Origin of the sequence: Streptomyces sp. NPDC050433 (genome assembly GCF_044458565.1) — a bacterium.
Taxonomy (GTDB): Bacteria; Actinomycetota; Actinomycetes; order Streptomycetales; family Streptomycetaceae; genus Streptomyces.
Window position 1 is genome coordinate 177,392 of sequence record NZ_JBITIB010000009.1, and the last position, 26,636, is coordinate 204,027.

At 71.0% G+C, this 26,636-nt stretch carries 24 protein-coding genes and 1 pseudogene; 9 read left to right on the forward strand and 16 right to left on the reverse strand.

Annotated features, from left to right (window positions below; genetic code table 11):
- Positions 1 to 55: 55 nt before the first annotated feature.
- Positions 56 to 1,057 (forward strand): ATP-binding cassette domain-containing protein, encoded by a 1,002-nt coding sequence (locus ACIBLA_RS13630; RefSeq protein WP_363240867.1) that lies wholly within the window; start codon positions 56 to 58, stop codon positions 1,055 to 1,057.
- On the forward strand, positions 1,054 to 1,836 hold the full coding sequence (locus ACIBLA_RS13635; protein WP_363240866.1) for an ABC transporter permease: 783 nt from the start codon (positions 1,054 to 1,056) through the stop codon (positions 1,834 to 1,836). The genes ACIBLA_RS13630 and ACIBLA_RS13635 overlap by 4 nt, the downstream gene beginning before the upstream one ends.
- Before the next feature lie 222 nt (positions 1,837 to 2,058).
- On the opposite strand, the gene ACIBLA_RS13640 is transcribed toward ACIBLA_RS13635, so the two are convergent.
- Together ACIBLA_RS13640 and ACIBLA_RS13645 are read right to left on the reverse strand one after the other, a co-directional pair.
- The gene (locus ACIBLA_RS13640) at positions 2,059 to 2,322 is read right to left on the reverse strand and encodes a hypothetical protein (protein WP_363240865.1); all 264 of its coding nucleotides are present in this window, start codon (positions 2,320 to 2,322) and stop codon (positions 2,059 to 2,061) included.
- A gap of 268 nt (positions 2,323 to 2,590) precedes the next feature.
- Positions 2,591 to 3,397, reverse strand: a complete 807-nt coding sequence (locus tag ACIBLA_RS13645; RefSeq protein WP_399198627.1) for an SGNH/GDSL hydrolase family protein — start codon at positions 3,395 to 3,397, stop codon at positions 2,591 to 2,593.
- Positions 3,398 to 3,606: 209 nt separating this feature from the next.
- Between ACIBLA_RS13645 and ACIBLA_RS13650 the strand changes: the two genes are divergently transcribed.
- The gene (locus ACIBLA_RS13650; protein ID WP_363240863.1) at positions 3,607 to 4,716 is read left to right on the forward strand and encodes a DUF5925 domain-containing protein; all 1,110 of its coding nucleotides are present in this window, start codon (positions 3,607 to 3,609) and stop codon (positions 4,714 to 4,716) included.
- Positions 4,717 to 4,802: 86 nt separating this feature from the next.
- Here the strand turns inward: ACIBLA_RS13650 and ACIBLA_RS13655 are convergent, their stop codons facing one another.
- Complete coding sequence (locus ACIBLA_RS13655; protein ID WP_399198628.1) at positions 4,803 to 5,186, reverse strand: GntR family transcriptional regulator; 384 nt, start codon at positions 5,184 to 5,186, stop codon at positions 4,803 to 4,805.
- A 109-nt stretch (positions 5,187 to 5,295) separates the two neighbouring features.
- Between ACIBLA_RS13655 and ACIBLA_RS13660 the strand changes: the two genes are divergently transcribed.
- The gene (locus ACIBLA_RS13660) at positions 5,296 to 6,216 is read left to right on the forward strand and encodes a GNAT family N-acetyltransferase (protein WP_399198629.1); all 921 of its coding nucleotides are present in this window, start codon (positions 5,296 to 5,298) and stop codon (positions 6,214 to 6,216) included.
- The gene (locus tag ACIBLA_RS13665; protein WP_399198630.1) at positions 6,197 to 6,751 is read left to right on the forward strand and encodes a DUF402 domain-containing protein; all 555 of its coding nucleotides are present in this window, start codon (positions 6,197 to 6,199) and stop codon (positions 6,749 to 6,751) included. Before ACIBLA_RS13660 ends, ACIBLA_RS13665 begins: the two co-directional genes overlap by 20 nt.
- Here ACIBLA_RS13665 and ACIBLA_RS13670 read toward each other — a convergent pair.
- The 4 genes from ACIBLA_RS13670 to ACIBLA_RS13685 form a co-directional block, all read right to left on the reverse strand.
- On the reverse strand, positions 6,717 to 7,853 hold the full coding sequence (locus tag ACIBLA_RS13670; protein WP_399198631.1) for a methyltransferase domain-containing protein: 1,137 nt from the start codon (positions 7,851 to 7,853) through the stop codon (positions 6,717 to 6,719). The two genes, ACIBLA_RS13665 and ACIBLA_RS13670, sit on opposite strands and share 35 nt — an antisense overlap.
- Before the next feature lie 146 nt (positions 7,854 to 7,999).
- Complete coding sequence (locus ACIBLA_RS13675) at positions 8,000 to 9,514, reverse strand: tripartite tricarboxylate transporter permease (protein WP_363240858.1); 1,515 nt, start codon at positions 9,512 to 9,514, stop codon at positions 8,000 to 8,002.
- A 3-nt stretch (positions 9,515 to 9,517) separates the two neighbouring features.
- Positions 9,518 to 10,057, reverse strand: a complete 540-nt coding sequence (locus tag ACIBLA_RS13680) for a tripartite tricarboxylate transporter TctB family protein (protein WP_363240857.1) — start codon at positions 10,055 to 10,057, stop codon at positions 9,518 to 9,520.
- Complete coding sequence (locus tag ACIBLA_RS13685; RefSeq protein ID WP_363240856.1) at positions 10,054 to 11,037, reverse strand: tripartite tricarboxylate transporter substrate binding protein; 984 nt, start codon at positions 11,035 to 11,037, stop codon at positions 10,054 to 10,056. Before ACIBLA_RS13685 ends, ACIBLA_RS13680 begins: the two co-directional genes overlap by 4 nt.
- Positions 11,038 to 11,179: 142 nt before the next feature.
- Here ACIBLA_RS13685 and ACIBLA_RS13690 point away from each other — a divergent pair, with 142 nt between their 5' ends.
- From ACIBLA_RS13690 to ACIBLA_RS13700, 3 genes are all read left to right on the forward strand, one after another.
- Positions 11,180 to 11,857: a response regulator gene (locus ACIBLA_RS13690; protein WP_363240977.1), complete on the forward strand. Its 678-nt coding sequence runs from the start codon at positions 11,180 to 11,182 to the stop codon at positions 11,855 to 11,857.
- 108 nt (positions 11,858 to 11,965) lie between these two features.
- Positions 11,966 to 13,120: an abortive phage infection protein gene (locus ACIBLA_RS13695; protein WP_363240855.1), complete on the forward strand. Its 1,155-nt coding sequence runs from the start codon at positions 11,966 to 11,968 to the stop codon at positions 13,118 to 13,120.
- Positions 13,121 to 13,322: 202 nt separating this feature from the next.
- Entirely contained in the window at positions 13,323 to 14,360 is a 1,038-nt protein-coding gene (locus tag ACIBLA_RS13700) for a lytic polysaccharide monooxygenase (protein ID WP_363240854.1), read from the forward strand.
- A 62-nt stretch (positions 14,361 to 14,422) separates the two neighbouring features.
- Here the strand turns inward: ACIBLA_RS13700 and ACIBLA_RS13705 are convergent, their stop codons facing one another.
- From ACIBLA_RS13705 to ACIBLA_RS13745, 9 genes and pseudogenes are all read right to left on the reverse strand, one after another.
- On the reverse strand, positions 14,423 to 15,316 hold the full coding sequence (locus tag ACIBLA_RS13705) for an alpha/beta fold hydrolase (RefSeq protein WP_363240853.1): 894 nt from the start codon (positions 15,314 to 15,316) through the stop codon (positions 14,423 to 14,425).
- 116 nt (positions 15,317 to 15,432) lie between these two features.
- A pseudogene (locus tag ACIBLA_RS13710) lies at positions 15,433 to 15,765 on the reverse strand (SAM-dependent methyltransferase); the annotation flags it as partial.
- 15 nt (positions 15,766 to 15,780) lie between these two features.
- Positions 15,781 to 16,446, reverse strand: a complete 666-nt coding sequence (locus ACIBLA_RS13715) for a class I SAM-dependent methyltransferase (protein ID WP_399198632.1) — start codon at positions 16,444 to 16,446, stop codon at positions 15,781 to 15,783.
- A 41-nt stretch (positions 16,447 to 16,487) separates the two neighbouring features.
- Positions 16,488 to 17,471 carry a DNA polymerase thumb domain-containing protein gene (locus ACIBLA_RS13720; protein ID WP_363246610.1) on the reverse strand — a complete coding sequence of 328 codons (984 nt, stop codon included), beginning with the start codon at positions 17,469 to 17,471 and terminating at the stop codon, positions 16,488 to 16,490.
- 13 nt (positions 17,472 to 17,484) lie between these two features.
- Positions 17,485 to 20,982, reverse strand: coding sequence for a DNA polymerase III subunit alpha (locus ACIBLA_RS13725; RefSeq protein WP_363246611.1), 3,498 nt, complete (start codon positions 20,980 to 20,982; stop codon positions 17,485 to 17,487).
- Between the two features lie 210 nt (positions 20,983 to 21,192).
- Positions 21,193 to 22,278 carry a S1 family peptidase gene (locus ACIBLA_RS13730; protein ID WP_363246612.1) on the reverse strand — a complete coding sequence of 362 codons (1,086 nt, stop codon included), beginning with the start codon at positions 22,276 to 22,278 and terminating at the stop codon, positions 21,193 to 21,195.
- 359 nt (positions 22,279 to 22,637) lie between these two features.
- Positions 22,638 to 23,537 (reverse strand): S1 family peptidase, encoded by a 900-nt coding sequence (locus ACIBLA_RS13735; RefSeq protein WP_399198635.1) that lies wholly within the window; start codon positions 23,535 to 23,537, stop codon positions 22,638 to 22,640.
- A 293-nt stretch (positions 23,538 to 23,830) separates the two neighbouring features.
- Positions 23,831 to 24,631 (reverse strand): DUF1684 domain-containing protein, encoded by an 801-nt coding sequence (locus ACIBLA_RS13740; protein ID WP_399198636.1) that lies wholly within the window; start codon positions 24,629 to 24,631, stop codon positions 23,831 to 23,833.
- Positions 24,632 to 24,672: 41 nt separating this feature from the next.
- Complete coding sequence (locus ACIBLA_RS13745; protein WP_399198637.1) at positions 24,673 to 25,908, reverse strand: DUF5685 family protein; 1,236 nt, start codon at positions 25,906 to 25,908, stop codon at positions 24,673 to 24,675.
- Between the two features lie 276 nt (positions 25,909 to 26,184).
- Here ACIBLA_RS13745 and ACIBLA_RS13750 point away from each other — a divergent pair, with 276 nt between their 5' ends.
- The gene (locus ACIBLA_RS13750; protein WP_363246616.1) at positions 26,185 to 26,619 is read left to right on the forward strand and encodes a cell division protein SepF; all 435 of its coding nucleotides are present in this window, start codon (positions 26,185 to 26,187) and stop codon (positions 26,617 to 26,619) included.
- Positions 26,620 to 26,636 lie beyond the last annotated feature (17 nt).

Below are 26,636 nucleotides of genomic sequence, written 5' to 3' on the forward strand. Positions count from 1 at the left end.
TGTCCCCCAGGCACCCAGTTACGTACACCGTACGTAGTGAGGTACCGTGGGCCGCATGAATACTACGTACGCCGTACTTAGTGAAGGTCTGGAGAAGCGATTCGGCGAGGTCCACGCCCTGCGCGGGCTGGATCTCGCCGTCGCCCGCGGCACGGTCTGCGGTGTGCTCGGGCCGAACGGCGCGGGCAAGACCACCGCCGTACGCGTCCTCACCACGCTCACGAGCCCGGACGGCGGGTCCGCCCGCGTCGCCGGGCACGACACCGTGAAGGAGGCGGCGGCGGTACGCGCGGCGATCGGCGTCGCCGGCCAGTACGCCTCCGTCGACAGCGAGTTGACCGGCCGGGAGAATCTCCGGCTCTTCGCGAAACTGCTGCGGCTGCGGGGAGCGGCGGGCCGGGCCCGCGCGGACGAACTCCTGGAGCGGTTCGCGCTCACCGGCGCCGCCGACCGGGCCGCCCGCACCTACTCCGGCGGGATGCGCCGCCGACTCGACCTGGCGTCCAGCCTGCTCACCAGGCCGCGGGTGCTCTTCCTCGACGAGCCGACGACCGGGCTCGACCCGCAGAGCCGCGGCCAGATCTGGACGGCGGTGCGCGAGCTGGCCGACGAAGGCACGACCGTCCTGCTCACCACCCAGTATCTGGAGGAGGCCGACCAACTGGCCGACGACATCGTGCTGATCGACCACGGCCGGGCGGCGCACCGGGGCACGCCCGCCGAGCTGAAGGCCCGTATCGGGTCGTACGCGGAGGTGGTGGTGGCCGAGGACGCCACGGAGAAGGCCTTTCTCACCGCGGCGGGCGTGCTCGACCAACTGACCGGCGCCGAGCCGGTGATCGACCGGGAGCGCCGGGCGGTGGGCGTCGTGGCGGCCGACGGCACGCTCACCCTCCCCCGGATCGTCCGGGAGCTGGACGCGGCCGGGGTGCCGGTGGTCGACGCGAGCCTGCGCCCGCCGACGCTGGACGAGGTGTTCCTGCGCCTGACCGGCGGCGCCGAGCGCCGAACCGCCCGTACGACCACGCCCGCACGCATCGAGGAGAGCGCCGCATGAGCACCGTCGCCTACGACAGCACGGCCGTCCTCGGCCGCCATCTCCGGCGGATCAGGCACTCCCCCGGCGTGGTGATCCTCACCCAGACCATGCCGATCACGATGCTGCTCTTCTTCGGCTTCGTCTTCGGCAGCGCGCTCGCGACACCGGGCCAGGAGTACCGGGCCTTCCTGGTGCCGGGGTTGCTCGCGGCGACGGCGGCCGGCGGCATCATGACCGGCATGTTCCAGTCCTCGCAGGACGCGCAGCGCGGCGTGATGGACCGGTTCCGCACGATGCCGATGAGCCGGGTCGCCGTACCGCTGGGCCAGACCTCGGCCGATCTGCTCACCACGGCGGTCGGCATGGTGCCGCTGGTGCTGGTGGGTCTCGCGGTGGGCTGGCGGATCGAGGGCGGTCTGCCGGGCGCGCTCGGGGCCTTCGGTCTGCTGCTGCTGTTCCGCTTCGCGGCCAACTGGGTCGGCGCGTATCTCGGGCTGCTCATCCGCAACGAGGAGATCGCCGGTCAACTGGGCAGCGTCACCTTCGTCCTGCCGCTGCTCTCGAACGCGTACATCCCCACCGACGGCCTGCCGGGCTGGCTCCGCGTGGTCACCGAGTGGAACCCGATCAGCGCCGTCGCGGCGGCCGTACGCGATCTGTGCGGCAACGCGTCGCCGAGCGCCGACGCGGCCTGGCCGTCGGCCAACCCCGTGGCGGGCGCGCTGCTCTGGGGTGTGGTGACCCTGGTGGTGTTCGTGCCGCTGACGGTCCGCAGATACACCAGGAGCGGCGAATAGCCGTGTACCCCCGCCCTGTTGTGCCGCCGGTTCACCTTGCCGGGTGGTGAGAGGGCGACACCGTCGGGGGACACAGCCGACAACGGAGCCGGCACTCGGCGAGCACACCGACGCACCGCCGCGGGCCCTGGGAGTGACGGGCGAGCGGAGCGCGGCGCTGCGTCGGGACGGTGTGATCGTCCGAGCGCTGTCCGGAGGTCGGCGAGCGCCGACCGGATGGGATCAGCGGCGGCTGCCGAAGAGGGACCGTCGCAGCCGCCTGAGCGGTGCGAACAGGGAGACACGCGCGCTCTTGCTCTTACGGGTCCGTACCTCGTCCCGCGAGGTCAACTCCCGCATCAGCATGGTCGCCTCGGCTGCCTCGCGCTGCGGGACGGCAGGGCCGCCGAGCACCGAGAGATGGCGGTCGAGCCGTGAACTGGTCGCGCTGCTCCCACATGTGATGGCAGGGACTCGCGCCCTGCTGTGCACCGTTATCTGATCCATGTCACTCCCCACCCGTACGAGGGCACCCGGCTCGGGCAGGTTAACCCTATCGCCCCCGTAGGACACTCGTGTATCCCGCCTCGGGGATTGACAGCATCCCTTCGGGGATGCACCCCGCCCAGTGAATCCATTGTATTCCAGGGCGAGTTGGACAAACGACCACTGAACAGTTCGACCACGTCGAACGTCAGACTCCGGTCCGCCCGCCCGGGGGGACGGGCGGACCGGTCATCCGTGTCGCGGTCAGTTCGTACGATCCGCGATTGGGTCAGACGGCCGAAGAGAAGGCCGGCAGATATCCACCCGACTGGCCCTGTGCCGTGGGGTGGTAGGACTCGCCGATGTTCAACCAATTCACGCTGTGCAGCCAGGACGCCGGCGAGCAGATCTCATGACCGGTGAAGGGGCCGGTGACGTCCGCGAAGCGGAAGCCGTGGTCGGCGGCGCGCTTGGCGAGCAGGGAGTTCAGATGGTCGGCGGCACCGTTGATGGCGCTGCGCTCGACCTCGCTGAGGCCCGCCACGCAGGTGCCGTTGAGCTGGTAGAAGCGGGGGTAGCCGATGACGACGACCTGCGCGGCCGGCGCCTTGGCGCTGATCGCGTTGTACACGGAGTCCAGTTGGCCGGGCAGCGTCGAGTCGACATAGGCGCGCGCCGTGTTCACGCGCGCCACACAGGTGGCCTCGGACTGGAGGACACAGGTGGTCATGACGTCGGCGAAGCCCGCGTCGTTGCCGCCGACCGTGATGCTGACGAGATCGGTCCCGGAGTTCACGGGGCCGAGCTGACTGCCGGTCACATCACCCGTACGAGCGCCCGAGCAAGCCGTGAAGGCGAACGACGAGGGTGCGTTGGTGACGGCCCAGAGAACCGGGTAGGCCTTGCTGGAGCGCTTGCAGTCGCCGCTGCCGCTGTCGTAGGAGCCGGCCCCGAGGCCGGAGGAGTAGGAGTCGCCGAGGGCGACGTAGTCGAGCGCCGCCGCCTCGGCCGCCTGGGCCTGGCCCGCGCCGGTGAACGCGAGGACGGCACCGAGCAGGAGTGAGGACGAGAGCGCGGCGAATCTGGACAGCTTCATGGAACCTCCATTGAGCAGGATCTCTGCCTCAACGTTCGTACCAGGCACGGGACTTCACTGGAAGTGCTCATGCCAAATAGATCCGGTGACAACTTGCTGATGGACGCGCGTATACCGCTCGAACTGGCTTGAACGGGGACTTGACGGACCGGGGCGTCACCGGGCAAAACACCGTGCGCCGGGGGCGCGTGTGCCGGATCATGGGCGCCATGTCTGCCAAGCCTCAGGACGCCCTGCCGATTCGGCTCAACGTCGACGACAGCGACTCGCCGTCGGACGTGGTCGACGCGCTCTTCCTCGGCCGTTTCGCGACGGGCGAGCAGCCGCACTCGCACAGCTCCTCCATCGACCGCGTCAAGTCCGGCGTCTCCCTGCTGCCGCCGGACGCCACCGTGCTGCGCTCGGCGCGTGACGACGACCGCAGCGCCACGCTCGCCGAGGGCGACGGCTGGACACTGCTGGTCTCCCGTTGGAACAGGGGCGCGGACGTCACGGTGACCGCGACCACCTCCGAACTCGCCGAGAAGGTGCACGCCCTGGCCACCGACGGCGCGCAGGACGAGCCGGAGCCGGTGCCCGAGAACGTGACGATGGGGTTCTGGTACGTGTCGCCGCGCCGTGGCCCGCACCGGACGACCCGGCAGATCGCGGCGGGCACCTGGGACGAGGTCAGGGCCAACTACACGGCGCCGGTGGCGGACGCCATGGACCGGCTCATGAAGGTGACACCGGACGACATCGCCGGCCGGCTGCTCCTGCTGCACGGCCCGCCCGGCACCGGGAAGACGTCGGCGCTGCGGACGCTGGCCCGGTCCTGGCGGGACTGGTGCCAGGTCGACTGCGTCCTGGACCCGGAGCGGCTGTTCAACGACGTCGGCTATCTGATGGACATCGCCATCGGGGAGGACGAGGGCTCGGCGAAGGGCCGCTGGCGGCTGCTGCTCCTGGAGGACTGCGACGAGTTGATCCGCGGCGAGGCCAAGCACACGGCGGGCCAGGCGCTCTCCCGGCTGCTGAACCTCACCGACGGACTGCTCGGCCAGGGCAGGAACGTCCTGGTGGGCGTGACGACCAACGAGGACCTGGAGCGGCTGCACCCGGCGGTCGTCAGGCCCGGCCGCTGTCTGGCCCGTATCGAGGTCGGCTCGCTGACCCGCCGGGAAGCGGAGAGCTGGCTGAGCCGGGAGGAGGGCGACTGGGAGGGCAAGGTGGGCCGGGAGGGCGCGACGCTGGCCGAGTTGTTCGCGCTGCGGCGCGGCAACGGCCCGACATCGGTACCCGGCCAGTCGAAGGGCGCGGACGCGGGGCTGTATCTGTAGTCGCCCCCACCCCCGCATATCCCTTTTGACCGACTCCTCCCCTTCAGAGCTAAAATGAGTCCCTGCTCGGCCGGCCGGCGCGGTGGTCAGCGCGAGTACGCCGCCCGCACCGCGTCCTCGGCCAGGGACAGCGCCTGGGTCCGGGCCAGCCCCAGCCGCCGCGCCTGCTCCGCGTACTCCTGCGCCGCTGCCGCCGCCTTGCGGTCGGCCGCCTCGCCCGCCGCCGCGATGAACGTGCCGTTCCTGCCGCGCGTCTCGATCACCCCGTCCGACTCCAGCGCCCGGTAGGCCTTGGCGACGGTGTTCGCCGCGAGGCCGAGTTCCTCGGCGAAGCCGCGTACCGTCGGAAGCTTGTGTCCCACGGGCAGCGCACCCGAGCGCGCCAGTTCGGAGATCTGGGTGCGCAGTTGCTCGTACGGGGCGGCGGCAGCGGCTCCGTCGTCGATGGCAATGGCGATTCTCAAGGTCACACGGCTGATTGTCCCCCATCCCCCGTGTTCCGCGCCCGTGTTCGCCGCCGCGTTCCCCGGCGGAAAATGAGAGGCGTCGTGGCGGCGCGCCCGCGTAGCGTGCCGCTCCATGACCGTGATCGTTCGTGACTTCCGCCGCGAGGACGCCGCCGCCGTCGTCCGTGTCCGGCGCGCCTCCGTGCAGGCCGCCATCACGACCGAGGAGGCTCTGCACTTCACCGTGCGAAGCGCCCACCCGGCGTCGAAGTACCGCATGCTGGTCGCCGATTACGACGGGGAGGTCGTCGGCACCTCGCATGTCGCGCTCGCGTACGACAGCGACGAGGCGGGTGTGGCCCGTCTCAACCCCCATGTGCACCCCGACCACACGGGCCGAGGCGTCGGATCGGCGCTCCTGCGGGCCGCCGAGGAGCATCTGACCGCCGTGGGCGCGACCACCTTCCTCACCTGGGTCAACAATGTCCCGGCGAGTCTCGCCTTCGCCGAGCGCCGGGGCTACTCGCCGCTGCGTACCGCGCACTTCCAGCGGCTGGATCTGACGGCCGGCGCGCAGCTCGAACCTCTGGACCTGCCCGCCGGGTACACCCTGGCGACGGCGGCGGACTTCGCCGACGACCCGCGGTCGGTGTTCGAGGCCGACGCCGAGGCCACGTCGGACGAACCGGGCGACATCAGCACGGACCTCGACGACTACGAGGACTGGCTGAACCACACCTGGCGCCACCCCTGTCTGGACCACGAACTCAGCACCCTCGTGGTCGCCGACGGCCGGATCGCGGCCTTCACCGCCGCCCACACGGACGGTGCGACCACCTATCTGTCGGCCATGACGGGCACGCTGCGCGACCATCGCGGCCGGGGTCTGGCCAGGGCCGCCAAGGTCGACTCGCTGCGCCGTGCCCGCGCGGCCGGTTACACGGACGCCTTCACGAACAACGACGCCGGGAACGAGCCGATGCTCGCGGTCAACGCCCGGCTCGGCTACGAGATCTGTGCCTCGGAGGTACGCCATGTCCGCAAGCTCGACTGAGACCGGACCACAGACCACCGGCGGCGTCCAGGTCGAGGTGCGTCTGGTCAAGGCGGGCCGTACGAAGATCTGCTACCCCGCCTCCCTCCTCGCCGACGACGGCACCCATGTGGTGGTGCGCGCGCCCTGGGCGGCCGACGGCGTACGGGACTTCGGCTTCGTACGCTTCGAGCCCGGCGACGTCTTCACCGAGCACTACTGGCGCGACCGGTGGTACGCGGTGAAGGAGGTCCGCACGGGCGACGGCATCCTCAAGGGCTGGTACTGCGACGTGACCCGGCCGGCGGTCGTGAGCGGTCGCGGACCGGGTGAACTCCGGTACGAGCTGCTGGTCGAGGATCTCGACCTGGATCTGTGGGCGTCGGCCGACGGCGGAACGATCCTGCGGCTCGACGAGGACGAGTTCGAGGAGAGCGGCCTCGCCGACCGCGACCCGGTGGCGGCCGAGGCCGCGCGCCGCGCACTGGACGAGCTGGAACTCCTCGTGACCGACGGCGCGTTCAGGACCCTCCTCGCTCACCCCCGGCCGTCCTGACGCCCCGCTCCGTCCTGGCCAGCGGGACCGCGCGCGAGATGCCCGCGGGGTCGTGGGCGATCGGGTCGGTGTCCTCGTGCCAGTGGAGGACGAAGCGCTCCCCCGCGCGATACGCCTCCAGGCCCGCGCGGCAGTAGGCGACCATGTCGTCCGGGAGCGCGGCGAGCGGGTGCCAGGAGAGACCCGAGCACTTCTCCGGCTCCCGGTTGTACGGCTCCCAGGGCGCGTGCTCCGCGTCGTACCGCACCTCGAAGAACCAGCCCGTGCGCGGGCGCCCGCCCGGACCCCGGTGGTGCATGACCAGGGCCGTGCGCAGGTCCTCGGGGTCCAGGACGGCGCCGACCTCCTCGGCCGCCTCGCGGATCATCGCGGCGCGGACGTCCTCACCGTCCTCGACATGGCCCGCGGGGGTGTTGAGCAGGTCGTCCGCGTAACCCGTGCCGGAGCGGCGGGCGAGCAGCACCTCGTCGCCCCTGCGCAGGATCAGATGGACGTCGACGACTTCCGTGTGGCGGCGGTGCTGGGCGGTGTGGGCGATCAGCGCGTACCGCTCGTCGTCGACGGCGCGGCCCCAGAGCGCGGCGTCGGGCGAGAGATGTTCGTGCTGGACCCGCTCCACGAGCGGGGCGACGGACATCGTGACGCGGGTGGCGGGCAGCCCGGCGCCGGCCCAGACGCCCTCGATCAGCAGCAGCCGTCCGCCGGGGCGCAGCAGCGACAGCCAGTGGGCGAGGGCCCGGTCCGGGTCGGGCAGCAGCCAGAGCACATGACGGGCCATGATCACGTCGAACGTCCGCTCCCCCACGGGCGGTCGGGCCGCGTCGCCGACCAGCACCTCCGTGTCCGTGCCCGACAGCTTGGCCCTGGCGAGTCCGACCATGCGCGGCGAGAGGTCGACGGCGGTGACGCGGTGCCCCTGCCCGGTGGCGAGAAGGGCGAGGCTGCCGGTGCCGCAGCCGAGGTCGAGCACCCTGGACGGCTCGCTCGGCAGCCAGCCGGCGAGCTTGGCGGCCCAGGCCTTGCGCACGGCCGGATCGAGCAGCCCGTGGTCGGGCTCCTCGTCGAAGGAGTCTGCGGCGTCGTCCCAGTCGATCGCGGTCATCCGACGATGGTCCCATCCACCACCGACAGTTCGGACCAGCGGGCTTTCGGTCACCGGCGCGCGGGCGCCTACGCACGATCGCCGGACGGGCTGTCGAGCCCGTCCGGCGATCGAGGACCGCGGTACGACGTGGGTACGACGCGGTACTACGCCGGGACCTTGGGCTCCTCGCTCCCCTTCCGGCGGCCCAGCACCAGCTTCCGCACCAGCGGCCAGCAGACGATCAGCACGATCACGGCGTAGACCGTCACCGAGAAGGGCGTGTTGACCAGGCCGGTGACGCTTCCGTCGCTGATCTGGAGCGCCCGGCGCATCTGCTGCTCGGCGGCCGGGCCGAGGATGACACCGATGACGGCGGGCAGGACCGGCAGTCCGTAGCGCCGCATACCGAACCCGATCAGACCGATGATCAGCAGGATCACCAGGTCGAGGGCCTCTCCACCGACCGCGTACGCGCCGACGGCGGCGAAGAAGAGGATGCCCGCGTAGAGGTAGGGGCGCGGGATGCGCAGCAGCTTCACCCACACCGGAGCGAGCGGCAGATTCAGCGCCAGCAGCAGCACCATGCCGACGAACAGCGAGGCGATCAGACCCCACACCAGCTCCGACTCGCGCTCGAACAGCAGCGGTCCCGGCTGGATGCCGTACTGCTGGAACGCGGCCAGCATCACGGCGGCGACCGCGGTCGTCGGCAGTCCGAGGGTCAGCATCGACACGAGCGTTCCGGCCGCCGAGGCGGACGCGGCCGACTCGGGTCCGGCGACGCCCTCGATGGCGCCCTTGCCGAACTCGTTCTTGTGCTTGGAGAGCCGCTTCTCGGTGACGTAACTGAGGAACGTCGGGATCTCCGCGCCGCCGGCCGGGATCGCGCCGAACGGGAAGCCGATGGCCGGCCCGCGCAGCCACGGCTTCCAGGTGCGCCGTACGTCGTCCTTGCCCAGCCACGGGCGGCCGACCGGGACCGGCTCGCCCGACGAGCGCCGCAGGTGCGCGGCGACCCACAGGGCCTCGCCGATCGCGAAGAGACCGACGGCGACGATCACGACGTCGATGCCGTCCGCGAGTTCGAGCGTGCCGAAGGTGAGGCGCTGCTGGCCCGTCATCTGGTCCAGGCCGACCAGGCCGATGGTGAGGCCGATGAGCAGCGAGGCGAGCCCGCGGATCCGGGAAGAGCCGAGGACCGAGGTGACGGCGATGAAGGCCAGCACCATGATCGCGAAGTAGTCGGGCGCGCCGATGTCGACGGCGAGGGAGGCGACGGTCGGGGCGAGGACGACCAGCAGGATCGTGCCGATCATGCCGCCGACGAAGTGACCGCCGGCAGCGGCGGCGAGCGCCTGCGCGCCGCGTCCCGCCTTGGCCATCGGATTGCCTTCGATGGCGGCGACCACCGCCGCGCTCTCACCGGGGGTGTTGAGCAGGATCGAGGTGGTGGAGCCGCCGAACATGGCGCCGTAGTAGATGCCGGCGAACATGATGAACGCGCCGGTCGGCTCCAGGCCGTAGGTGACGGGGAGCAGCAGGGCGACGGCCATGGCCGGGCCGATGCCGGGCAGGACGCCGATCGCGGTGCCGAGCAGTACGCCGACCGCGGCCCAGAGGAGATTGATCGGCGTGAGCGCCGTACCGAAGCCGTCGATCAGGGAGTTGAGGGAGTCCATGGTCTAGATCACTCCCATCAGCGGGCCACCGGGGAGGGGGACGCCGAGCAGGTTGTTGAAGAGGAAGTAGGTGACGAGGGAGAGACCCGCGGCGATGAGCGGGTCGCGGTGGAGGTGGCGGCTGCCGAGCGCGTACGCGGAGCCCCAGAAGAGCAGCGCCCCGGATATGGGGAAGCCGAGGGGACCGATGAGTACGGCGTTGCCGAGGAAGACTCCGGCGAGCAGCAACACGGTGCGCCAGTCGCTCGGTTCGCTCAGGTCGATGTCCTCGCCGGTCTCGGACTCGCCCCGGCCGCCGCGCAGGACGTCGAGGCTGAGGAGGGCGGCGATGACGAGCAGACCGATGCCGACGACGATCGGCACTGTCTTGGGGCCGACCGGGCCGCGCTGGGTGATGTCGACGTCCATGGTCAGGGCGTCGGTGAGGACGAGGACCCCGAGGACGAGCAGCATGAGGCTGACGCCGAGTTCGGAGTGCTCGCGCAGCCAGCCGCGGGACGCGGGGGTCTCCGCCTTGGGAGGGGTGTTCGCCTGGGTGGTCACAGTCCGAGCTCCTTCAGGACGGATTCCACGCGCTTGTCCTCGGCGGCGAGGAAGTCGCCGAATTTGTCACCGGTGAGGAAGGCGTCGTCCCAGCCGTTCTTCTTCAGCGAGTCCTTCCACTGAGGTGTGGCGTGCAGCTTCTCGAAGAAGGCGATGAGCTTGTCGCGCTGGGCGTCGGACAGTCCGGGCGGCGCGACGATGCCGCGCCAGTTGGTGAAGTCGGTGTCGAGTCCCGCCTCGCGCAGAGTGGGCGCGTCCATGCCGGGGGTCCGCTCGGGGCCGGTGACGGCCAGCAGCCGCAGTTCGCCCGCCTCGATCTGGTCGCGGTACTCACCGAGACCGGAGACACCGAAGGCGACCTTGTTGCCGAGGATGGAGGCGAGGAGTTCGCCGCCGCCGTCGAAGGGGACGTAGTTGACGGTCTTCGGCGCGATGCCCGCGGCCCGCGCCATCAGCATGGGCGCGAGGTGGTCGGGTCCGCCGGGCGACGAGCCGCCGCCGACGGGGAGTTTGGCCGGGTCCTTCTTCCATGCCGTGAGAAGGTCGTCGAGCGTCTTGTACGGGGAGTCCTTGGCGACGACCACGATGTCGGTCTCCTCGCTGATGCGGGCGATCGGCGTCGTGTCGGCAAGCGTCTCGTGCGAGTTGTTGGTGCGTACGGCGCCGACGACGCCGAGGCCCATGGAGACCACGAGTTTGCCGTTGCCGTGCTCGCTGACGGCGCGGGCGAGACCGACGGTGCCGCCGGCTCCCGGCAGGTTGAAGACCTCGATGTTGTGGTTGAGCTCGGCGTCCTCGGCGTTCTTGGCCAGGGTGCGGGCTGTGATGTCGTAACCGCCGCCCGGTGTGTTGGGGACCATGAAGCGCAGGCCGGGTATCTGGGTACCGGTGTCGTCGCCACTGCCCTTTGAAAGCAGCGGCGGACCCACCAGCACCATCAGCGCGGCCCCGAGGAGGGCGAGGGGAGTGCGGAAACGCACGTGAGCCGCCTTTCAGGGAAGCAAGTCGGAGGGCAGTGAGGTGGGCCACATGTTGCCTTCGTGTTAACAAGCTGTCTCTCTTCCGGAATCAACGGACGTTGTGGTCGTTACGGTCGCGGCTTAGCGTGTCGGCGTGACAAAGGTGCTGGTGGTGGACGACGACTTCATGGTCGCGAAGCTGCACGGCCGCTATGTGTCCGCGATGGACGGGTTTGAGGTCGTCGGGGTGGCGCACAGCGGCGCCGAAGCGCTGCGCGCAGCCGAGCGGCAGCGGCCGGACCTGGTGCTTCTCGATATCTATCTGCCCGACATGGACGGCATCGCCGTGCTGCGCGAGCTGCGGGCGGCGGAGGAGCAGGACACGACCCGTACGAGCGTGGACGCCCTGTTCATCACGGCGGCGCGGGACGCGGGCGTCATCCGCGCCGCGCTGCGGGCGGGGGCGCTGCACTATCTGATCAAGCCGTTCAGCCGGTCCGCGCTCCAGGAGCAGTTGCGGCACGTGGCGTCGCTGCGGACCCGGCTGGACCGGCTGGGCGAGGCGCGCCAGGAGGACGTCGACCAGATATTCGGTACGCGCCCGCCGGGCTCCCGTGAGCTTCCGAAGGGGCTGGCCGCGCACACGGCCGAGCTGGTCGAACGGACGCTGCGCCGGCACGCGGAGGGGCTTTCGGCGACGGAGTGCGCGGACGAGGGGGAGCTGTCGCGGGTGAGCGCGCGGCGCTATCTGGAGTACTTCGCCGACACGGGCCGGGCCGAGGTCACGCTGCGGTACGGCGGGACGGGCCGCCCGGAGCGGCGTTACCGCTGGGTCGGATGACACGCGCCGCCGCTACCAAGGTCACCGCCCCGTAGACCTTCGGCCGAATCCCCGGCGTACCGGCACTCGCCACAGTGGTGCGCACACACAGGAACACGGGGAGGCACAGTGGTGCGGGGCGAAGGCATCAGCAGGGCGCGGTTTCTGGGCGGGGCGGCGGCCGTCGGAGTCGCGGGCGTGGCGGGGGCGTTCGCGGCGGGGCGGGCGGGGGCGGCGCAGGAGCCGGCGGCCCGTCGTGGCCGACCCGGTGGCGGTGTCAGGTATCGGGGGGTGATGTACGAGGTCATCACGGGTGAGAGCCCGGCGACCAGTTGGAACGCCGAGCGGATGCGCGCGGACCTGCGGGCCGTCAGGAACGACCTGGACGCCGACACCGTCTCGGTCTTCGGCGACGGCGTCGACCGGCTCGGGGCCACCGCGTCGGAGGCGGCGGAGCGCGGGCTGAACGTCTGGCTCCAGCCGCGCCTCGCCGACCGCCCCCACAGCGAGATCCTGGACCATCTGGCGGCCACCGGCGAGCACGCCGAACGGCTGCGCCGTCAGGGAGCCGACGTCCATCTCAGCGTGGGCTGCGAGTTCGTGCTGTTCGTGCCCGGCATCGTGCCGGGCGACGACGCGCTTGAGCGAATCAAGAACCTTCTCGCGGGCACGTACGACCCGGAGTTGATGCGGCGTCGGCTGGCCGCCTTCATCTCGCGCGCGGCGAAGGTGGGCCGGTCCGTCTTCCAGGGCCGGCTCAGCTACGGCGCGGCACACGAGGACGAGGTCGACTGGGACCTGTTCGACTTCGTCAGCGTCAACTACTACTCGTACTTTCCGCGCCGGGCCGGCTACGTCGCGGAGTTGACCCCCTACCTGCGCTGGGGCAAACCGGTGGCGATCACCGAGTGCGGCTCGTGCACCTATCTGGGCGCCCCCGAGGCTGGCGGCATGGGCTGGGACGTGGTCGATCACGAGAAGGGCGAGATCAAGGGGAATCTGGTTCGCAGCGAGCGGGCCCAGGCCGCGTATCTCAGCGACGTTCTCGGCGTCTTCGAGTCGATGAACCTGTACGCGTCGCTGGTCTACGGCTTCGTCACACCCGACGCCCCGCACCGCCCCGACGACCCGCGCCGCGACCTCGACATGGCGAGCTACAGCCTCACCAAGACCCTCAAGGACGATCCGGACGACCCGGATTCGGACTGGCACTGGGAGCCGAAGAAGTCGTTCCACGCCGTGGCGCGGCATTACGGCCGCGGCCGAATCTCAGCGGCCTCTTAGCCTCTCCTTAAGCGGACCATAAGGATCCTCTTCGCCCTGTCCCAGCAGGCCGTTCCGGGGTTTCGAGGGGCTAGCTTGCTGAGGGCCGGAGCGGGACGGCCACCGGGTGGCGCCGTGTGCAACGGAGGTCACGCCACCGGGAGTTCGTCCCGCTCCGCACCCCCACTCGCACCGCTCGTGCCGTTTGAAGGAGATCGAATCCATGACCGCTCGTCGCAGGACCACCGGGATCACCGCGCTGGGCGTCGCGTTGGGTGTCGCGCCGCTCGCGCTCGTCGGACTGGCCGCCGGGCCGGCCGCGGCCCACGGGTCGATGACGGACCCGGTCAGCCGCGTGTCCGCGTGTTTCGCCGAGGGGCCGGAGAGCCCGCGGTCGGCCGCCTGCAAGGCGGCGGTCGCGTCCAGCGGGACGCAGGCGTTCTACGACTGGAACGAGGTCAACATCGCCGACGCCGCGGGCAACCACAAGTCGATCATCCCGGACGGCAAGCTCTGCTCGGCCGGCCGCGACAAGTACAAGGGGCTCGACCTGCCGCGCGGCGACTGGCCGTCGTCGCCGTTCACGGCGGGCAACCGCACGTTCACCTACAAGGCCACCGCCCCGCACAAGGGCTCCTTCGAGCTGTACATCACCAAGGACGGCTACGACCCGGGCCGGCCTCTGAACTGGTCCGACCTGGAGGACAAGCCGTTCGCCAAGGTCACCGACCCGAAGCTGGAGAACGGCGCGTACGTCTTCGACGGAATCGTCCCCGGCAAGTCCGGCCGCCATCTGATCTATTCGATCTGGCAGCGATCGGACAGCCCCGAGGCGTTCTACACCTGCTCCGATGTGGTCTTCGGCGCCGACAACGGCGGTTCGCCCGCCGCTCCCGAGGCGTCCGCCCCCTCCGAGGCCGATGTCGAGGAGGGCGCGGCCAAGTCCACCGTCGACCACAACGGGCACGGCGGGGACAGCCCGGAGGAGACCGGCACCGAGGTGAAGGACGCCGCGAAGGACGCCGGCGGCTACGAGGACTCCGCGACCGGGCCGGAGGCCAACGCCCCCGAGGCGAACGGCGCCGACGCCGACGAGCCCCAGCCGGCGGGTGGTTCGGAGAACCTCGCCGAGACCGGTGGCGACAGCACCACGCCGTACATCGCCGCGGGTGGCGCGGCGATTCTCGCCGCCGGCGCGGCCGTGATGTTCGGCACGGTACGCCGCAAGGCCCAGCCCGCGGGCGGCCGGCACGGCCGCTGACGCGGGAGTACGCGGCGCGGGGCTCCGGGCCGGTCGGTCCGGAGCCCCGCGGTGCGTCGGGCTCAGCCGATGACCGACGCGCAGGTCGTCGGTGTGGCCCGGCTCGGATCGAGCGCGTTGGCCACCTCGTGGAACGCGATCCGGTCGATCAGCCCGATCGCCACGTGCTCGGAGAGGTCCACCGCGCACAGATCCTGGAGGGTGACGTTGCGTACGCCGGGCCCGGACAGGAACTGGCTGTGGTACGGCGTGACCACCTGGTCGTAACGGGTCGCGATGACCGTGTACTTGACGCCGGGCACCGTGTCACCGCCCGCGTTGAGCTTGGTAAGGAACGCCGATCCGGCGATCTGGTCGGCCAGTGCCGGGGTCTTCTCGGTCAGCAGGTCCTCCGCGCCGGGGAAGTGCGGCAGCAGCTTCGTCAGACCGAGCAGGGTGGTGCCGTCGTTGCTGGGCGCGAGTCCGACCAGGGCGTTCACCTTCGGTGCCCCGCCGAGGAACTTGAGGTAGTAGCGGGGCATCATGCCGCCCTGCGAGTGGCCGACGATGTCGACCTTCGACGTGCCCGTGGCGGCGAGCACCCGGTCGACGTACGCGCTCAGTTGCTCGGCCGACTTGTCGATGGGGCCGAGGCCGTTGAAGAACGGCACTCCGGGGAGCTGCCCGTAGTCGAGGGAGAAGACGCAGTAGCCGCGGTTCACCAAGTACGGGGCGAGACCGAGCCAGTTGTCGACGGAGTTGGCGAAGGTGCCGTGGACGAGGACGACGGGGCGGGGGTGGGCGGTGGAGGGCTTGCAGGAGTAGTCGTTCCAGCCGCTGCTCGCGGCGGTGACGGCTGTCGGGGTCACGGTCGGGGTCGCGGTGGGGGTGGTCGCGACGGCGGGGGCGGTGGTGGCGACCGAGACCGCCAGCAGCAGCGCCGCCAGCGGTCCGAACGCGCGTTTCCAGGGCAGCATCGAGCGATCTCCTTGCGGCTCAAGGGGAAAAGGCGATAACTGTCAGCCCTGTGGCCCGGACCACACATTGGCTGTGCTCATGCCAAGTTACGCACGGGTAGGAACTGGAAGGGAAGTTACGCGTCGGTAAAAACTGGCGGCTTGCGCCAAGTCATGATCTCGGTCGGCGGAAGATGCTCCGCGAAACGCCCGTCGGCCGACGCCTCCCGCAGCAGCGCGCGCAGGTCCCGCTCGAAGTCCGGCAGCCTGTCGCCGAACAGATGGGGCGCGGAGTCCGACCGGGAGAACACCCACGCCACGACGGAGTCCGCAGGGCGGTCGGCCACGTCCCCGGCGGGCACCACATGCCGTTCGAAGTGCTCGAACCCGGCCCGCGCCAGGACCAGATCCTCCCGGCCCGGCGTGCCGTTGACGAGCGTCCCCTGTCCCGCGCGCCGTACGGGACCCAGGGGGTGTCTTGTCGATCAGGCCGGATCAGGGAGCGGGGTCTGGTGCGTGCGATCGCAAGGCGGAGGAGGGAGACAACGCGGAGCGTTGGCGACCGACGACAACGCGGCGAGCGTGCGTGCCAGGGACCGCGAGCCCGGCAAGATCGGCAAGACACCCCCTGGATACCGGCGCACCAGGTCGCCGATCCGCTCGTACGGAGGGGCGGGCCGGGGCAGCGGCGTCGTCGGGGCGGGAGGGTTCTTCAGGTCGCTGATATGGACGAAGGCGCCTCCCGGCTCCAGCATCCCCAGCACGGCGGCGGCGGTCCGGTCACGGTCCGTCCAGTGGAACGACTGGGCGAACACCACGGCCCGGAACTCCCCCAGTCCGGCGGGCAGTTGCTCCGCGCGTGCGGCCACCCAGCGTACGTTCCCCACTCCGCGCCGCGCCGCCTGCCGCTCGGCCTCCGCCAGCATGTCCTCGTCCGGGTCGACGCCGACCACCTCGGTGACGTACGGCGCCATGGCGAGCGTCACGATGCCCGGCCCGCAGCCCACGTCGAGCAGCCGCCCCCGCCCGTCCAGCCCGAGGACGGTGGCCACGGTCCCGGCGAAGCCCGGTGCGTACGGCAGCCTGCCCAGCTCGTAGTGGGCGGCGCTTCCCCGGAACAGGGTGCTGTCCCACTGCCATCCGTCAGGCATGTCGATTCCGCTCCGCTCGGTGGGTGTGTGATCCGAGAACTCTAAGGGCGTACGGCGAGCGTGCCGGGAACGACCGCCCTCGGGCCGAACCTGGCACGGGCCAGATCCGCCACCGCCTCGATCCGGCGCGCCCGGTCGTCCACGGGGTCGAACGTGAGCTGGCGGGTGGCCCGTTCGGCCGGGGTCAGCCCCTCGGCGCGCAGCGACAGGGCCCGCACCCGCGCCCGCTGGAGCCCGAGCGAGTCATGGATCCGGTAGGCGGCGGCGATGAGCGTGACGGAGTGCGCGGTGGGTTCGCGCAGCGTACGGGCGCGGGTGGTGGTGGACCGGTCTGCGTAGCGCACCGTGAGTGTCAGGGAGCGGCACACCTGCCCCTCGACCCGCATCCGGCCCCCCAGCTCCTCGGTGATCGAGAGCAGCGCCGACCGGTGCCGGCTCTGGTCCAACTCGTCGTAGGGGAAGGCCCGTTCGGCGGCGAGCGAGCGGGCGGAGGCATTCGGAGCGACCGTCGTACGGTCGATGCCGTGGGCCTTCTCGTACACCTCGCGCCCCATCCGCACCCCGGCGACCCGTTGCAGCGTCGACAGCGGTACGGCCGCCGCCTTCCCGACGGTGCCGAGTCCGTACGAACGGAGCGTACGGGCGGTCGCCGCGCCGACCCCCGGCAGCGCGGCGACCGGCAGCGGCCCCAGGAACTCTGCGACCGCACGCGCCTCGTCCGGGACCGTCAGCGTGCTGCCCGGCGCCGCCTCGCGTGCGGCCATCCTGGCGAGCATCGGGGTGGCGGCGGCGCCGATCGCACAGCCGGCCCCGACATGGGCGAGCGCCCGTACCCGCAGGACGGCGGCGATCTGGGCCGCGTCCTGCCCGAAGTACCGCTCGGCACCGCGCACATCGACGAGCGCGGAGTCCGGCGGCAGCGCCTGGACGACCGGGCTGAGGTCCTCGATCAGCCCGAGCAGGGCGGGCAGTACGGCCTCGATCCCGGTCTCGGCCTCGTGGTGGAACCGTACGCAGAGGATCATCCCGTGCTCCCCGTCATCCCGCGCTCCCCGGACTCGAATGCCACAACTTCCTTCCCGTGGGCAGCCCTTCGCCGGGCGGCTGGAGATCGGCCCAGGGGTTCATCGCGTAGCCCGTGGGCATCTCGATGCGCCGCCCGTTGTCGCCGGACCCGGACCCTGACGCTGCCCCCTGCCCCGGTGCCGGCGCGTCCAGCGCGGCGGCGACCGCCTCCAGGCCGCCCTTCTCCCGGAGTTCGACCAGCTCCGCCAGATTCCAGGCCGCCGCGCCCACCACGCTCAGACTCCGTGCGCCGCGCCGCTGCACCACCCCGCGTACCAGCAGCAGCCAGGAGTGGAAGACGGTGTGCGCGCACGCCTCGTGGCTGTCGTCGAAGAAGGCGAGGTCGACCAGGCCCGTACCGTCGTCCAGCGTCGTGAAGATGACCCGCTTGCCGGACCGGATCGGCGGGGTCTGGGTGGCCACCTTCGCGCCCGCGACCAGGACGGTGCTGCCGTGCGGCGCCTCCCGCAGCCGTTTCGCCGACAGCACTCCCAACTCCTGAAGGAACGGGTAGTGGTCCGCCATCAGATGGCGGGACGCGTCCATGCCGAGGACGCCCAGCTCGGCGCTCAGCCGCTCCGCGTCGCCCAGGTCGGGCAGGCCCGCCGGAGCCGTCCGCCGCCCGCCCTCCAGGGGGAGTTGGTCCCCGTGGGCGCCCGCGCGCCGCGTCGCCCCGTGCAGTTCCGACAGATGCAGCAGCAGATCCCGTCTGTTGGCACCGAACTCGTCCAACGCGCCCACCTGCGCCAGCCGTTCGGCGACCGGGCGGGCGGGCCTGGCCCGCTGCCAGAAGTCCAGCAGCGAGGAGTACGGCTGTCCGGCCTCGATCCGCGCGGTCTCGGCCTCGCTGATGCCGTGGATGTCGGAGAGCGCGAGCCGCACACCCCACGTACCGGACACCAGTTCGATTCGATGGACGGCCGCCGACCGGTTCACATCCAGCGGAAGCACCGGCACCCCGCGCCGCCGCGCGTCCGCCAGCAGCAGCCGCTTCGGGTACATGCCGGGGTCGTGCGTCAGCAGCCCGGCGAGGAACGCCGCCGGATGGTGCGCCTTGAGCCAGGCCGACTGATACGTCGGTACGGCGAAGGCGACGGCGTGCGCCTTGCAGAAGCCGTACGACCCGAAGGCCTCGATGATCTCCCAGGCACGGGCGGTGACTTCGGGGCTGTACCCCTTCTCCCTGGTCTCCTTCTCGAACCAGACCCGGATCTCGTTCTGCGACTCGGGATGGGAGAGCCCTCGGCGCACCCGGTCCGCCTCCTCCCGGCCGCAGCCGGTCATGATGTCGACCATCCGGATGATCTGCTCGTGGAAGACGACCACGCCGTAGGTCTCCCTCAGCGGGTCCTCCAGATCCGGGTGCGGATAGCGGACGGGCGCGCGCCCGTGCCGGGCCTCGATGAAGGGCCGCACCATGTCGGCGGCGACGGGACCGGGCCGGAAGAGCGAGATGTCGACCACCAGGTCGTGGAAGGTGGCGGGCTGGAGCCTGCCGACCAGATCACGCTGGCCGGGCGACTCGATCTGGAAGCAGCCAAGGGTCTCGGCGGAGCGGATGAGGTGGTACGTCTCCGGGTCGCCCGCCGGCACCTGCGCCGGATCGTCGATGTCCAGCTTCCGGCCCGTGGCACGCCCGATCTCGGCGACCGCGTGCGCCATCGCCGACTGCATCCGTACGCCCAGCACATCGAGTTTGAGCAGCCCCAGCTTCTCCACGTCCTCCTTGTCGAACTGGGACATGGGAAAGCTCTCGCCGCTGGTCGGCACGACCGGCGTACGGCGCAGCAGCGAGGCGTCGGAGAGCAGCACTCCGCAGGGGTGCATGGCGATTCCGCGCGGCAGCGCGTCCAGTGCCTCCACCAGGTCCCACAGCTTGGCGTGTCCCGTCCCCTCCTGTCGTGACTCCTTGGCCACCTCGCGCAGTTCGGGCAGTTCGTCCATCGCCGCGCGGGCGTCGCGTGCCCGGATGTGCGGGAAGGACTTGGCGATCCGGTCGATCTCGGCCGGGTCCATGGACAGGGCGGCACCCACGTCCCGTACGGCGTGGCGGACCCGGTAGGTCTCGGGCATGGCGACGGCGGCGACCCGCTCGGGGCCGAACCGGTCGAGGATCGCGCGGTAGACCTCCAGGCGCCGGGCGGACTCGACGTCGATGTCGATGTCCGGCAGTTCGAACGTCTTCGGATCGGCGAGCCTGCGCCAGGAGAGGAAACGTTCCATCAGCAGTCCGTGCTCGACCGGGTCGGCGTGGGCGATCCCCAGCAGATGGTTGACCAGCGAGCCGGCCCCGGAGCCGCGCGCCGCGACCCGGATGCCCATCCCCCGTACGTCGTCCACCACTTGGGCGACGGTGAGGAAGTACGAGGGGTAGCCCAGCCGCTCGATCGTGCCCAGCTCGGCCTCCGCCCGCGTCCAGTACGCGCGGTTCCGGTCGTAGCCGCGCCGCACCATGCCGGCGGCCACCCGCGACCGGAGCACCCGCGCGGCGGTCCGCCGGTCCGCGCCGACCAGCCGCGGCTCCGGGAAGTGGACGGTGCCGATACCGAGATCGCCCTCGGGGTCGACCCGGCAGCTCTCGGCCGTCTCCCGTGTCATGGCCAGCAGCCGGTGCGCGGTGCCCTGCCCGAGCCCGGCCGATTCGGCCACCAGCTCGGCGGTACGGGCCATCGCCGCCGGGTCCTTGAGCCAGCGCTCCCCGCTGTCCAGGCCCTTGCGCGGGTCGATGGGCACCAGCCTGCGGGCCGCGTCGAGGACGTCGGCGACCGGGCCCTGGCCGGGGTCTGCGTAGCGTACGGCGTTGCCGAGTACGGCCCGTACGCCGTGTTCGACGGCGAAGCCGAGGGTACGGGCGGCGTGCCGCAGCGATCCGGGGCCGGTGCCCTGCCGCCCGTGGTGGACGACCTCCAGACGCAGGGCGTCGCCGTAGATCTCCCGCCAGGCGGCGAGCAGCCGGGCGGCGTCGCCGGTGCGGCCGGCGGCCAGCGCCCGGCCGATGCCGGAGCCGGGGCCGAGGAGCACGACGACACCCGTGCCGTGGTTGTCCTGCCAGGGCAGCAGCGGGCCGCTGTCCCCCGCGGCGTGCGCGGTGGTGACGAGCCGGCACAGGTCGGCCCAGCCGGCGGCGCCGTCGCGGGCGAGGAAGACGGCGCGGGGCGCGGACTCGTCGATGAAGGCGCCGCCGCGCACCGGGGTGCGCCGTCGTACGGCGGGGGCCCGGCCGCGTTCACGTCCACCCGTCGGCCCGGCCGGCGGTTCGCGTACCGCCAGCTCCACTCCGAACAGCGGTCTGATCCCCTTTTCCCCGCACGCCTCGGCGAAGCGGACGGCGCCTCCGAGGGTGTCGCGGTCGGTCAGGGCGAGGGCGTCCATGTCGCGGGCGGCGGCGCTCTCGGCGAGCTGTTCGGGGTGGGAGGCCCCGTACCGCAGGGAGAACCCCGAGACGGTATGGAGATGCGTGAACCCGGTCATCCGCACCTCCTGATCGATCCGTTCTCACCTCCCCCGCTCCCACCATAGATGAATATCGAACGCTTGTGCGACATCATGACCCGTTCGCCATTCAGACCCTCCCCACCTGCGGGAACACCGGGCGCACGGAAAAGCCCGGCCCGCCGATGACGGCGGGCCGGGCCTCTTGTTTCTGTTGCCAGCTTTCCGTTGGTCCGTTGGTCCGTACGGTCAGCCGATCTCGGCACCGAACGCCGACAGCGCCTCCGGCACCGGCTGGAAGAACGTCTCGCCGCCCGAGGAGCAGTCGCCGCTGCCGCCCGAGGTCAGACCCAGCGCGGTGTCACCGGCGAAGAGCGAGCCGCCGCTGTCGCCGGGCTCGGCGCAGACCGTGGTCTGGATGAGGCCCTCGACGACGTCGCCGCCTCCGTAGTCCACGGTGGCGTCGAGCGCGGTGACCTCACCGTCGTGCACCTGGGTGGTGGAGCCGCTGCGCGAGACCGCCTGGCCGACGGTCGCGTCGCCCGCCTGCGCGATGGCCTGCGTGCTGCCGTCGTACAGGTCGACCTCGCTCGGGTGCTCCGTGGAGCCGGTGTACTTGACGAGCGCGAAGTCGTTGCCCGGGAACTGCGAGTCCACCATGGAGCCGATCTCGGCACCGTCGGCGGAGTCGGACCACGAGCTGCCCGCCGTGCCGCAGTGGCCCGCGGTGATGAAGTGCGGCTCGCCGCCGACGACCACGTTGAAGCCGAGGGAGCAGCGGCCACCGCCGGAGTGGATGGCCTCGCCGCCGGCGATGAACTTCTTGAACTCCCCGGCGGTCTTCTTCAGTTCGGCCTTGGCGCCGAGCTTCTCCACGGCCTTGGTGAGCTTGTTCAGGGCGGCGCCCTTGACCGTGCGGTCAGCCGTGACGACGATCTTGTTCGACACCGGGTCGACGGCCACGGCCGTGCCGGGGGTGCTCGCCTCGCCCGTGAGGGAGCCGCGGGCGTCCTTCAGCTCGGCGAGGGAGTGCGCCACGACCTTCGCCTTGGCACCCGCCTCGCGCGCGGTCTCCGCCGCCTTCTCGTCGATGACGTTGACGACCAGGGACTTGGTCTTGCTGTCGTAGTACGAACCGGCCGCGTCACCGCCGAGGTCGCCGACGAGGGTGGATGCGAGCTTTCCGGCCGCCGGCGCCGACAGTGTCTTCGCCGTCGCCGTGGTGGCGTCCTCACTGGCGTTCGCAGTCTGGAAGGAAATCCCGGCCACGGCCATGGCCGCGACAGCGCTACCCGCTATCGCCACGCGCTTCCTGGAAATGCGTCGGTGCTTCAACTGATACCTCCTGTGGGGGCCGTGTCATCGCATGTGGGGTGCGGTGACACGGAGGATGAGGCGCCCACTATTCCTAAACTCGCCAGTAGCACACAAGGTCGACTTCAGGACGGGCACACGACGGGTTCATTTCCTTCCCGACCCGTTCACGTGCGGAGGTCAGAGCCGGGACCGTTCCATTCGTAAACACTCGGCGCAATCACCGGTTCGGCAGCGGGTGAGGACTAGTCCTGTCTTGAAACCAACCCCCTAGTGCGGGAGTTCGCCCCCGTAACGCGCGTAGAGTCCCCGCCCGGAGCTCTCGGGCGGGGACTCTTCTCAGCTGTTCTCGGCTCGGCGGTCAGGCCTGCCGGGTGGCACTAGTAGACGCTGACGCCGTACGCGCTCAGCGCCTCCGTGACCGGCTGGAAGAACGTCGTTCCGCCGGAGGAGCAGTTGCCGCTGCCGCCCGAGGTGAGGCCGATCGCGCGGCTGCCCGAGTAGAGCGGGCCGCCGCTGTCGCCGGGCTCGGCGCAGACGTTGGTCTGGATCATGCCGTAGACGATGTCGCCGCCACCGTAGTTGACCGTGGCGTTGAGGCCCGTCACGCTGCCGCTGTGGGTGCCCGTCGTGGAGCCGCGACGGGTCACCGACATGCCCACCGTGGCGTTGGCCGCGCTGGTGATGTCGACACTGCCGACGGTGCCGGGACGGGAGACGGCGGAGTTGGAGTACCGCACGATGCCGTAGTCGTTACCCGGGAAGCTGGAGCCCGCCGTCGGACCGATGAGCGTGGTACGCGCCGAGTTGGTGTACCAGTTCGGGTAGCCGTCGGTGCAGTGACCGGCGGTCAGGAAGTAGTCGGTGGTGCCGCTGCGTACGTTGAACCCGGCCGAGCAGCGACCGCTGGCCGAGTAGATCGCGTCGCCACCGGACAGGAGCTTGGAGATCTTGCCGGGAGTGCGCTCGACACGCAGGGCGCCGGCGTTGGCCCCGGCCTCGCGCTTGATCTCGGCGATCTCCGACTTACTGACAGTGCTGTCAGCCGAGACGACGAGGGTGTTCGTCGCCTTGTCGACATACCAGGCGGTGCCTGCCACGTCGGCACCCAGGACGGCGTCGCTCGCCGCCGTGAGCTGGTTCGCGCTGAAGGTGCCCGCCGTGTCGGCGTTCGCCGTGGGGACGGCGATCGCGGCAGCGGCGACGAGGCCAGTGGTGATGGCGAGCAGACGAGTACGTCTGGCGATACCACTGCGGGGGGTGGTGCGCTTGATCCTCACGTGTTGTTCCTCCGAAGGAATCTGGGGCCCGGTTGGGGTGGTCTGGCCCGTGAGGCGCAGTCAGGGATACGTCCGGAATCCGGATTTGCTGTGCCCCTGACAAGCGCTGAGGGGAGTATTGAATGAGCCAACCGGCCACGCAAGGGCGTCTTTCAGCCAGTGCCACCGGCCGAAAGGCAGTGAAGCGTCTTGAAAACGCTGCCCCTGCCTAGGTTTACGCGCTGCCCACATAGCGGACGACCCCGGTCCGCGCGACGCGAACCGGGGCCGCTGCGGGCAGCAGTTGGGGGCACTCAGCGGACGATGATGTTCCGCTCCCCCGCCGGAATCTTGAACGGCAGCGTGTTCCCCGGCGGCGGGAAGGGACAGATGAAGTGCTCCGCGAAGGCGCAGGGCGGCAGCAGCACCCGGTTGAGGTCGACGGTCACCGTGCCGTCCGCGGCCGGCGGGGACGGCCGCAGAAAACGGAAGCGGTAACTGCTCAGCCCGCTGGTGCCGTCGGCGAAGACCGCCCAGAGTGACCCGTCGGGCTCGACGGCGACCTGGAGCGTGTGCTCCGAACCGTCGACGGGGAAGGCCAGTTCACCCGCGAGCCCGAGCCCGCGCTCCTGCCCGTCGGCGTTCTCGACCCGCACGGTGCGACTCCCGTCGTACGCACGGAAGCAGCCCGGCAGCACCCACCGGCCGTCGTACGGCGTGGCCTCGACGGTCACGAACGCCGTGCGCGCCGGCGACCGCGGATCGAAGTCCCGTACCGCCCAGAGCCCTTCGCGGCGCATGACCACCAGCCTGCGCCCACCGTGTGTGACGCGGGACTCGCCGATGGGCCCCCGGTCGGCGGCCAGGAGGGCTTCACCGGTCAGCGGACGCCCGTCGACGTCAAGCCCGTCGTCGACCGTGGCGGTCAGCGTCACGTCGTCACCGCGATCCCGCCACACACCCGGCACCCCCGGAATCCGACCTTCCGGATAGTCGGAGAGCCAGTGGGTGCCGGTCAGCGAGAGCGGTCCGTGCGGCGCCGAGACGGCGGCGATACGGCGTTCGTGCCACTTCTTCCAGTTCCGGGCGGGATCCGGGTCTGTGTCTGCGCTCATGCCGACGCAGCTTTCCACACGGGCGCGTCGGCGGCCGTGACTCAGCAGTCGCACCCGCAGTCGCAGCAGTCGCCGCAGTCGCAGTCCCGGCAGCAGCCCTCGCGCTTCTTGCGCGACCACGGGCCCTCGTACTCCTTGGCGCAGCAGAGCTTGCAGGTGCAGCAGAGCCCGATCGCCACCGCGCAGCCGGCCCAGAAGCCGCGCCGCTCCGGCCGACGGGGCGGCTCGGAAGGGGGGTTGGGTCCGAGGTCGCGGGGGCCACGGGGGCCGCCGGGCGCGCCCGGACTCCCGCCACCGTAGGGGTTGCCGTCGCCGTACGGATTCCCGCTCCCGTAGGGATTGTTCGAGCCGTACGGGTTCCCGCCCTGCCCTCCGTACGGGTTCCCGCCCTGGACGTTCGCCTGCCCCTCGTGCGAGCAGGAGGACGTCCCGAACGCCCGGTCGACCGAGGTGCGCAGTTCGTGCGCCAGCAGCACATGCGCCAGCTTGTCGTCGACGAACTCCGCGTCGCGCAGCGCCAGCCGGATGCCGTGCAGCGCGTCGTCCGCGAGCCGGCGCGCCTCGGCGCGTGAGGTGCCGGTCGCGGTGAGCGGGTTCCAGGCACCCGACGCGGCGTCGGCTCCCTGGTCCTCCACGGCGTCCAGCAGATGGGCGAGCCGGCCGAAGAGCCGGCCCGCCTCGGCGAGCGGCGCCATGTTGCCCGGCCGGCCCGCGAGTACGGCGGTGTGCGCGAAGGCCGCCGCCGTCGCCGTCTCGGTCGGCTCGGTGACGGTGAGCAGCGGGGTGCCCGGTCCGGCGAGCGATTCGATGCCGGTCTGCCGGTCGACCGCGTCGACGAGCAACGCCGTGTCGAAGCCCAGCTCCGCGCCGGTACGCGCGCCCGCGCGGTCCCAGCCGCCCGCTATCCGGCGCGCGGCGAGCGCCACCGGCCGCCGCTTCAACACCCCGTCCCCGTCGGCGACGTGGTCCCGTACCTTCGCCGAGGCGAGCACCAGCGAGACGGCGGCGGCGAGGCGTGCGCCTTCGCCTTTCGCGACCGGAGCGGTTCGCATCCCGCGAAGTGGGCAAGGGCCAGCCGTGCGGCGCCATCCGGTGCTGCGCTCGGCCTGAGCCTCCGTCAGAACGGAAACGATCAGACCGTCATAGTTGGTCACGATGCGGGAGAGCTGTCCGTGGTCCGAGCGAAGTGCCAGGCACAGCCCGCACAGATGAGCCATCCACTCGGTCTTGAGTCCTTCCGAAAGTCGATGGCTGCAAGGCCTCACAATTCCGAACATGACGGTCCCCCCATGTGTCGTTCGACGTGCGCCAGGCATCGTATCGAGCCACCCGGTTCACCCGTACGTCCTCACCGTCACCCGTCTGGAGGGACTTTCATATTTTCGGTACGTCAGGGCCCGTACACAGGAAGAAACCTGACGAATCGCCATATGTTCTGCACCAGTACCGTCACGAACCCCCTGCGCGACGACAATCCACTTGGCGCGCAATCCGCATCATGGACAACCATAGGGATGCGGAACCACAAGCGACCGCGGTGAAAGGAGGCGTCCATGGGATCGGTGCGCAAGGCGAGTGCCTGGCTGGGCCTCGTTGAGGACAACGACGAGCGTTACTACGACGACGAGTACTCCGAGGGTGCCGAGAGCAACGACACCTGGAAGACCGATCCGCGCGTGCGGATCGCCGCCGAGTCGGCTCCGGAGCAGGAGCGCAGGATCGCCACCGTCTCGCCGGAGAGCTTCCGGGACGCGCGTGGCATCGGCGAGCTGTTCCGGGAGGGCGTCCCGGTCATCCTGAACCTCACCGCGATGGAGCCCGCCGACGCCAAGCGTGTGGTCGACTTCGCCGCCGGGCTGATCTTCGGTCTCCGCGGCTCGATCGACCGTGTCGCCACGCGGGTGTTCCTGCTGACCCCCGCCGACACCGAGATCGTCAGCGGGGAGTCCCCGACGCACGGCCGGGACGGCTTCTTCAACCAGAGCTGAGCAGGGCGCTCACCGGG

Excerpts from the sequence above, each read along its gene's own strand:
- ACIBLA_RS13700 (WP_363240854.1), top strand. The coding sequence starts at position 13,323 with ATGACCGCTCGTCGCAGGACCACCGGGATCACCGCGCTGGGCGTCGCG.
- ACIBLA_RS13665 (WP_399198630.1), top strand. The coding sequence starts at position 6,197 with ATGTCCGCAAGCTCGACTGAGACCGGACCACAGACCACCGGCGGCGTC.
- ACIBLA_RS13750 (WP_363246616.1), top strand. The coding sequence starts at position 26,185 with ATGGGATCGGTGCGCAAGGCGAGTGCCTGGCTGGGCCTCGTTGAGGAC.
- ACIBLA_RS13645 (WP_399198627.1), bottom strand. The coding sequence starts at position 3,397 with ATGAAGCTGTCCAGATTCGCCGCGCTCTCGTCCTCACTCCTGCTCGGT.
- ACIBLA_RS13650 (WP_363240863.1), top strand. The coding sequence starts at position 3,607 with ATGTCTGCCAAGCCTCAGGACGCCCTGCCGATTCGGCTCAACGTCGAC.
- ACIBLA_RS13705 (WP_363240853.1), bottom strand. The coding sequence starts at position 15,316 with ATGCTGCCCTGGAAACGCGCGTTCGGACCGCTGGCGGCGCTGCTGCTG.
- ACIBLA_RS13720 (WP_363246610.1), bottom strand. The coding sequence starts at position 17,471 with ATGATCCTCTGCGTACGGTTCCACCACGAGGCCGAGACCGGGATCGAG.
- ACIBLA_RS13740 (WP_399198636.1), bottom strand. The coding sequence starts at position 24,631 with ATGAGCGCAGACACAGACCCGGATCCCGCCCGGAACTGGAAGAAGTGG.
- ACIBLA_RS13640 (WP_363240865.1), bottom strand. The coding sequence starts at position 2,322 with ATGGATCAGATAACGGTGCACAGCAGGGCGCGAGTCCCTGCCATCACA.
- ACIBLA_RS13725 (WP_363246611.1), bottom strand. The coding sequence starts at position 20,982 with ATGACCGGGTTCACGCATCTCCATACCGTCTCGGGGTTCTCCCTGCGG.
- ACIBLA_RS13715 (WP_399198632.1), bottom strand. The coding sequence starts at position 16,446 with ATGCCTGACGGATGGCAGTGGGACAGCACCCTGTTCCGGGGAAGCGCC.
- ACIBLA_RS13635 (WP_363240866.1), top strand. The coding sequence starts at position 1,054 with ATGAGCACCGTCGCCTACGACAGCACGGCCGTCCTCGGCCGCCATCTC.
- ACIBLA_RS13745 (WP_399198637.1), bottom strand. The coding sequence starts at position 25,908 with ATGTTCGGAATTGTGAGGCCTTGCAGCCATCGACTTTCGGAAGGACTC.
- ACIBLA_RS13660 (WP_399198629.1), top strand. The coding sequence starts at position 5,296 with ATGACCGTGATCGTTCGTGACTTCCGCCGCGAGGACGCCGCCGCCGTC.
- ACIBLA_RS13675 (WP_363240858.1), bottom strand. The coding sequence starts at position 9,514 with ATGGACTCCCTCAACTCCCTGATCGACGGCTTCGGTACGGCGCTCACG.
- ACIBLA_RS13670 (WP_399198631.1), bottom strand. The coding sequence starts at position 7,853 with ATGACCGCGATCGACTGGGACGACGCCGCAGACTCCTTCGACGAGGAG.
- ACIBLA_RS13630 (WP_363240867.1), top strand. The coding sequence starts at position 56 with ATGAATACTACGTACGCCGTACTTAGTGAAGGTCTGGAGAAGCGATTC.